This window comes from Acetatifactor sp. (assembly GCF_982438285.1).
Genome location: NZ_CEWDFQ010000151.1, coordinates 1 through 7,350, shown reverse-complemented (window position 1 = coordinate 7,350; position 7,350 = coordinate 1). Strand labels below are relative to the sequence as shown.

Below are 7,350 nucleotides of genomic sequence, written 5' to 3'. Positions count from 1 at the left end.
ATCATGGGGCTGGAAAGCATGGCCGCTGCCGCTATGGTATAGGCCCACACAGATACTCTCTCTCCCAGAATCCGATAGAAAACCACACACCAAAGAGTCACAGACAGGCAGAAAAAAACAAGCCCCAGCGCTTCTACAAAATAAGGGTTATAATCCAGGGGAAGCAGCTTATTGATCAGATACAGGCACCACCGCCCGGTGGCAGGTGAAACACCGTCCACAAAGTAAACCTTAAAGGCGGTATCGTCGATGCCCACCGTAGGATTGAGAAGCAGTGTGCAGTAGCTTAAGACCATCATCAGGGGAATCCCTATGGCAAAGCATTTTCTGCTCCAGAAATATTTGACATCCTTAATCAGTTCTGACATAATTTTCAATTCCTTTTCCAAATGCACAGATCAGGGCAAAGGCGCTGACCGCAAATATTTTACAGGTATAAATCCAATGCTGCCCGGAATGATTCTGGGTAAAAAATATCCATATAAGAGGCAGAACCGCCGGGAGAAGAAAGGGCAGCATATATTTTACACTGTCCATCCTAAAGCCTTTGCGGCATCCTGCAAGCAGGCCAAACAGCCAAAGCGCTATCCCCACAGCAGGCAGATAAAACCCCCAATTACCGTAAACGCTCAGATTCTGCTTAAGAACGGACAAAAATCCTGACAGGATATTCTGGTCCTGTGCAGTCTCCGTTCTTGCAAGCAAAGTGTTCCAGCCATCCAGGATCACATTCCCTCCCACAAGCAGATCTGTCATCACCCATTTCATTGCCCAAAATCCCCCGTATCCAATCATCCAAGACAAAATAAAAGCAAGTGCTTTCACAAAAGCCGTCTTCGGCTTATCGCTGCTCAGATATAGAAAAACGCACAGGGGAAAGCCCAAAGTCACCAACGGATAAGTCAAAAAGTCAAAATAAGCTGCAGCCATTCCCAAAAGCAGGAAAAATTCCCAATACCAGCCCCTGCTTTCCATTTTTTTGTGTAGCCCAAGCTGCACAAGCACCGCCCCGCACATGATATAATAACAAATACTCAGGGACAGAGAAGTATACAAGGTCACATAATACAAAAACGGCAGGGACAGCAGGAAAGCCGCCCCCAGCATTTTTCTTTTTCGAGCCGCGCATTCCAGACAGACAACCCCCGCCAGGGCAAGCTGCAGTGCAGAGGCTCCAATCCGGATGGAGCCCAGCGTAGTAATCGCAAGAAGGGGCTTTAGTATCACAAGATATCCATGCCAGTATCTTGCATATTCCACCTCTCTCGGCTGCTGTACACCCTCAAGATAATCCACCAGGGAGTCTCCTGCAGCCCAGCCGTCCCCCTGCCCGCTTTCTTTGCGGTACATATACAAAACCTGCTCCAAAAGGGAATGCTCCTCATTTTGATAAACAGCGTTTTCCAGCATCAGGCAATCCGTAAAATTCCCTGTAAGCGTGGCCGGGTAGCCGGAAATCATCTCTGAATCTCCAAATTCATCCTCCAAAAGATACAAAGACTGCCAGACATGAAGCCTCATGGGCTCCAGCGGAAGGCAGAATACAAGAAGAAGAGCCAAAAGGCCCACTATGCTTCCAGCCAAGATAAAAAACACACTATGAAACGCTTTTTGGACTACCGTTCCTTTCAGACTCCCTGTTTCTGTTTTTTTCCTCTGTCCCGAAATCTTTGTCAGCCTCATTCCATCTTCCTTTTCCACATCTGGTTTATCCTTCCCTTTTTCATATTTCTTTCCTTAGTTACTGCAAAAAAGAATCTCCTGGTTTTCTCATTTCCTGGAGCCTGAAAACACATTCTTTCACCTTCTCCACAGCCACGTCCATTTCCTCCTTTGTGTTCTCCTCAGACAAAGTAAGACGCAAGGCCCCCCTTGCCTCCTTCTCGCTCAGTCCAATGGCCAGCAGCACATGAGAAGGGTCAATGGCGCCCGAAGAGCAGGCCGAGCCTGAGGAAGCGCAGATTCCCTGCATATCCAGCATAATCAGCAGGGATTCTCCCTCTATTCCCGGAAAGGATATATTTACATTGCCCGGAAGCCGCAGCTTTGGGTGCCCGTTCAGCCTGCTGCCCGGTATTTCCGTCAGAAGTCTCTCCGTCAAATAATCCCGCAAAGCAGTTTCTTTCGCGGTCTTTTCCTCCATGATCCTGACCGCTCTTTTTGCCGCCGCAGCAAAGCCCACAATCCCTGGAACATTTTCCGTTCCTGCCCGGCTGTTTCTTTCCTGCCCTCCTCCGTGCACAAAGGAACGAAGTCTGGAGCCTCTTTTGATGTAAAGGCACCCAACGCCTTTTGGCCCGTTGAGCTTGTGCGCACTTACACTCATCAAATCGATCCCCAGCTCCTGTACCTGCACCGGCACCTGTCCATATGCCTGCACCGCGTCTGTGTGGAACAAAATCCCCCTCTCCCCGGCCAGAGCGCCAATCTCTGCAATGGGCTCCAGGGTGCCGATCTCATTATTTGCAAACATAACGCTGATCAAAATAGTGTCCGGCCGCAAGGCTTCCTGCACATCCTGTATTTTTACCATCCCATACCGGTCCACATCCAGATAGGTAACCTCAAAGCCGCTCTCCTCCAGGGCCTTGCAAGTGTTTAGCACCGCAGGATGCTCTATCCTTGTGGTCACAATATGCCGTCCTCTGCCGGCCAGGGCCTTTGCCGCCCCTTTTATGGCCCAGTTATCCGCCTCCGTGCCTCCCGAGGTAAAATAAATCTCATCCGCCCTGGCTCCCATACTCTCTGCGATGCTTTCCCTTGCATCATTTATCGCCCGCTTAGCGGCAGTGCCCATGGAGTATATGCTTCCCGGATTTCCATAATTTTCTGTAAAAAATGGCAGCATAGCCTCAAGAACCTCCGGCGCCAGTCTGGTGGCAGCCGCATTGTCCAAATATATCATAAAATCTCACCGTTTCCCGCAAATTCAAAATTAATATAGCATCGGCCAATCAGTTCTGTCAACTGTCCGGGCGGCATATAATGACAATGAAATTATAATGAGGAAAAGCTTTTCTTTGGTGTTATATGAAGCAAGGCAAAAGACACCCTCTTATCATGGGTACCTTTATTCTTACCATTACAGGCCTGATCAGCCGGATCATCGGCTTTTTTTACCGCATTTATCTCTCCAGACTCTTTGGAGAGGAGGGAATGGGCATCTATCAGCTTTTAAGTCCCGTTCTGTCTCTTTCCTTCTCCCTGACTGCAGCGGGATACCAGACGGCCATCTCCAAATTTGTGGCAGAGCGTTCCGCCAGAGAAAAAAGCCCCTCCTTCAAGCCCATGCTGGCAGGCATGAGTATCTCCATGCCGCTGTCCTTTTTGTGCTGTGCCGTAATCTTCTTTTTCTCCGACTTTATCGCCGCCTGTCTGCTCTTAGAGCCCAGAACCGCTCCCATGCTGCGGATTCTGGCCTTCTCTGTTCCTCTTTCCGCTGTGCACTCCTGCGTTAACGGCTATTTTTACGGCATCAAAAAGGCGGGACTGCCCGCCTTCTCCCAGCTTGTGGAGCAGCTCACCCGGGTTGGCTGTGTATACGCAGTATCCGCCCTGGCTCTTTCCCTGGGAAAAACACCTGCCATCAATGTGGCGGTTGTAGGTCTCACAGTGGGAGAATTCTTCTCCATGATCGTGTCTGTGGTCTCTATTTACTGCTGCTGCTTTCAAAAGCGTGCCGGCTCTGTCTCTGCCCCCGTGGGCGCCATTTACAAAAGTATTCTTGGGATGGCGCTGCCTCTGACCGCAAACCGCATTGTGCTGAATCTTTTACAGAGTGTGGAGTCCATTTCCATTCCCGCAAAGCTTCGGGCATACGGCTACGACACCTCCACCGCCTTAAGCGTCTACGGCGTTCTGACAGGCATGGCCATGCCGCTTATTTTCTTTCCAAACGCCCTGACAAACTCTGTGGCTGTGCTTCTTCTGCCTCTTATATCCGAAAGCTATGCGCTGGGAAATCTGCAGGCAGTGCGCCAATCGGCTCTGCGTACCATCAAATACTGCTGCCTCCTTGGACTTTTTTGCATGTGCGGCTTTGGACTGTTTGGAAAATGGGCGGGCAATGTACTCTTTGGCAGTCCCCTGGCAGGGCATTTTATCACCACTCTTGGCTTTATCTGCCCTTTTATGTACCTGGACACCACTCTCTCCAGTATCCTCCAGGGGCTGGGCCAGGCCGGAAAAATTTTTGTCATGAACGTGATCTGTCTCTTTGTCCGTCTTGCCTTTGTGTTTTTTGCCATACCGGTTTTTGGCATCACCGGATATCTGTGGGGCATACTGGCAAGCCAGATTTTGCAGAGCCTCCTTTATCTGGGATGTCTCCACCGCTTTTTAAAACACACTTAGGGCCCTGTCCTGCACCCTTTGTGCAGCGGCAGAGCCCTTTTGCATTTCTCATTTCAGAACATTTTTCAATTCGTCCATAAAGGTGTTGATATCCTTAAACTCTCTGTACACAGAAGCAAACCGCACGTAAGCCACCGCATCCAGGTCCTTCAGCTTATTCATCACAAGCTCCCCGATCACCTGGCTTGGAATCTCCTTTTCCTCCAGATTGGAAATCTCGTTTTCCACCTCATCCACAAGTCTGGTCAGTTCCTGTGCGCTCACCGGTCTCTTGTGGCAGGCGCGAAGCACTCCTGCTTCAATCTTGGAACGGTCATAGGTCTCCCTGTTGTTATCCTTTTTGATAATAATAAGCGGGATGGTTTCTACCTTTTCATAGGTGGTAAACCGCTTTCCGCACTCATCGCACACACGTCTGCGGCGTATGGAATTATTATCCTCTGCCGGCCTGGAATCAATCACCCGGGTGTTATCATGACTGCAAAACGGACATTTCATGAGCGTTCTCCTTTTTCTGACATTCCTTGGGTTTATTATATTTTGTTTGTTAATTTATGTCAACTTAAATCGTCCTCCTTAGCCGCCTCCACGTTGTGGAAAAAAGCCACAGACGCCCCGATAAGAAGCATTCCCGCCGCCCCGAACAGCCAGTCAAGGACACAGGCGCCTGCTGCCGCAAGCAGAGCAGACAAAACAAGGCAGACACCCATGACAATCCACACATAGGATTTCTTGTGCCTGTAAACAAACACAGCCGCTATCGCTCCCAAAGCATCCGCCGCCAGAATCAGCCAGTGCCAGAAGCAGTCTGCAATATCCTCCCCACTGCTGCCAAGACCCACACTATCGCTGCCGTCCAGGCCGGTAACAGGATTCTTTTCCAAATCCCCCTCAGGCTCTGAGGCCGTATAAAGCAACGCGTAGGTGGAAAACAGCCTTGTGCGGATGGTAACCGTTCCCGCCGCCTCATCCATATCCTCCAAAAGCTCACAGGTTCCCTCATGATTCCGAAGCACCCAGTATGTCGTCTGCTCCTTTGGCAGCTCCGGGGGAATATCCAGCACAATCTCCAATTCCTCAGTTGACTCCCTTAATTTCTGCCATTCCCCTCCTCCTACTTTTTTCAGCAGAGAAATGTCAATGTAGGAGCCAAGCGTCAGCCCCTCTATCTGTCTGGCATATGAAACCGTCTCTTCCTCCATCTGCCGTTTATCAGTCTCAGGCACTTCTGTAATCAGCTTCGTAACCACCAGACGAATGTACGCATCCTCACCATTCTGAACCAGCTGCTGTTCCTCCTCAGTGAGCGCCGCCTGCAGCACCGTGTCAAAGGTATTTAGGATTACGCCCGTGATCACATCCCCCTGGCTCTGTCCCTGTTCGTCTACGGATTCCACCGTAATCCGCACTGTCCCCTGGCCGTAGGACGCCTGCATGGGCTCTTCCACCGGCTTTCCAACTGCTTCCGCATAGGAAAGGATGCCTCCTTGGGACGGCGTCTGCTCCACCGCCGGTTCCTCCTCTAAATCCTGCGCGCCGGACTGCGTCTCATTGTTATCTTGCGTCTGTCCGCCGTCCTCGTCCTCGGTCTCTCCGGGAGCCTCCGGCTCCTCTTCTTGTCTTGTCAGGACACGCACAGTCACCGTAGTCGTGTTTCCTGCCTGATCAACGGCAGAAATCGCATAATCTCCTTCTCTCACCTCCGGGTCTAAAACCAGCTCTCCGCTTTCCTCCAGGGTGATTTCTTCTCCGTTCACGGTAACCTTTTCCAGATAGCTGTCCGCAATCACCGCCGTCTGTTTCTCATAATAGGTCTCTCCATCCGTCACGCCGGTGATGGATGGCGGCGTCAGGTCAAGCACCAGTCCGTCAGAACCTGCGTAGGAAATATTTCCTGCCTGATCCTGCGCCTTTGCATAAATCACATACTGCTTTTCCTCCTCTATGGAGAAGGTTCCGGCATACGGGGTCCATCCCGTGAAGGCCTCCAGCTCCTCCAGGCTCATTCCCTCCTCCGACAGGTAATAAGATACTTCCTTGATGCCGCTTCCCATATCCCGGGCAGTGATTTCCACATCCTGGGTATCCTTGAAAAACAGGCCAAAGGTAATGATATTCAAAAGCTTTTTCCAGACAGAATCCTGAATCAAAATGGCAGCCTCCGGCGAGGTAGCATCCGCAACTCCCGTTACCTCCACACGCAGATTCCCGGTAATGCCGGTGATCAGATACGCTCCCTCCTCCGGCTCCGTAAGGCTGCCCCTTGTGCCGTCCTCTAAGGAAACGGCAAAGTCCTCCGCAAATTCCAGGCTGTAGCCCGTCTGGGCATCCGGCAGCGTCACCGTATACTTTCCTCCCGGCGCAATGGTCACTGTGACAGGCTCGGAGGGCTTATATTCCGCCGTCTCTTTAAACCGCACCTGGTATTCTCCGTCCGGAAGGCCGGATAAGGTTCCTTCCGCAAACCGGTCCGCCGGAAAATCCTGGTACGCTCCTTCCGTTCCCGCACGATACTCCATGGCGTCAAAATCAAGCCCGTGCATCTGGCCGTCGTTCTTATTATCTATGGTCTCATCGGTGTGGGTAATGCCCTTTGGAGCCTCCCTGGTCTTTTTCTCCACCGCTGCCGTCTGCGGGGTCTCCAGGGTGCCCATAAACAATCCCGTGCCCGCAGCCTGTACCAAAATGGCATAGCCGAAATCCTCTGTGGTCAGCTGGTAGGTATCGCTGTCCGCGCCGGGAATCTGCTGTGTGTTTCCCTCGGCATCCACCCGGTACCACTGCCAGTCCACTGTCGCCCCGGCCGGAGCAAGGCCGCTGTCATTTACCGTAAGGACACTGCCGATAACCGCATTCCCCTCTATGAGAATAGAACCGGACAGATACGCCCGCACCGCCTCCGTGGGCTGAGACACAAGCTCCCCCTTAAAATCCTGCGCCGTCACGCGCACCCCAAGCTTTTTGCCGATATCCCCGTCTGTCAGGATGTATGTGCTT

The 7,350-nt window shown here is 51.6% G+C and carries 5 protein-coding genes and 1 pseudogene; 1 reads left to right on the top strand and 5 read right to left on the bottom strand.

Going from position 1 to position 7,350, the window contains the following annotated elements:
* The 3 genes from AC1WIP_RS08810 to nifS all read right to left on the bottom strand — a co-directional run.
* A partial coding sequence (locus tag AC1WIP_RS08810; protein WP_481141492.1) for a glucosyltransferase domain-containing protein occupies positions 1-368 on the bottom strand: 368 nt, incomplete at its 3' end.
* The gene (locus AC1WIP_RS08805; protein ID WP_481141491.1) at positions 352-1,683 is read right to left on the bottom strand and encodes a hypothetical protein; all 1,332 of its coding nucleotides are present in this window, start codon (positions 1,681-1,683) and stop codon (positions 352-354) included. The genes AC1WIP_RS08805 and AC1WIP_RS08810, both read right to left, overlap by 17 nt.
* Before the next feature lie 58 nt (positions 1,684-1,741).
* Positions 1,742-2,905, bottom strand: a complete 1,164-nt coding sequence (gene nifS / locus AC1WIP_RS08800; protein ID WP_481141490.1) for a cysteine desulfurase NifS — start codon at positions 2,903-2,905, stop codon at positions 1,742-1,744.
* A gap of 155 nt (positions 2,906-3,060) precedes the next feature.
* Here nifS and AC1WIP_RS08795 point away from each other — a divergent pair, with 155 nt between their 5' ends.
* Positions 3,061-4,353: a putative polysaccharide biosynthesis protein gene (locus AC1WIP_RS08795; protein WP_481141489.1), complete on the top strand. Its 1,293-nt coding sequence runs from the start codon at positions 3,061-3,063 to the stop codon at positions 4,351-4,353.
* A 48-nt stretch (positions 4,354-4,401) separates the two neighbouring features.
* Here AC1WIP_RS08795 and nrdR read toward each other — a convergent pair whose 3' ends face one another.
* Entirely contained in the window at positions 4,402-4,851 is a 450-nt protein-coding gene (nrdR, locus tag AC1WIP_RS08790) for a transcriptional regulator NrdR (protein ID WP_318702566.1), read from the bottom strand.
* A gap of 59 nt (positions 4,852-4,910) precedes the next feature.
* Positions 4,911-7,350, bottom strand: a pseudogene (locus AC1WIP_RS08785) (hypothetical protein); the annotation flags it as partial.

What these genes read in the sequence shown, in the direction of transcription:
- AC1WIP_RS08805 (WP_481141491.1), bottom strand. Translation starts at nt 1,683, where the DNA reads ATGAGGCTGACAAAGATTTCGGGACAGAGGAAAAAAACAGAAACAGGG.
- nrdR (WP_318702566.1), bottom strand. Translation starts at nt 4,851, where the DNA reads ATGAAATGTCCGTTTTGCAGTCATGATAACACCCGGGTGATTGATTCC.
- AC1WIP_RS08795 (WP_481141489.1), top strand. Translation starts at nt 3,061, where the DNA reads ATGGGTACCTTTATTCTTACCATTACAGGCCTGATCAGCCGGATCATC.
- nifS (WP_481141490.1), bottom strand. Translation starts at nt 2,905, where the DNA reads ATGATATATTTGGACAATGCGGCTGCCACCAGACTGGCGCCGGAGGTT.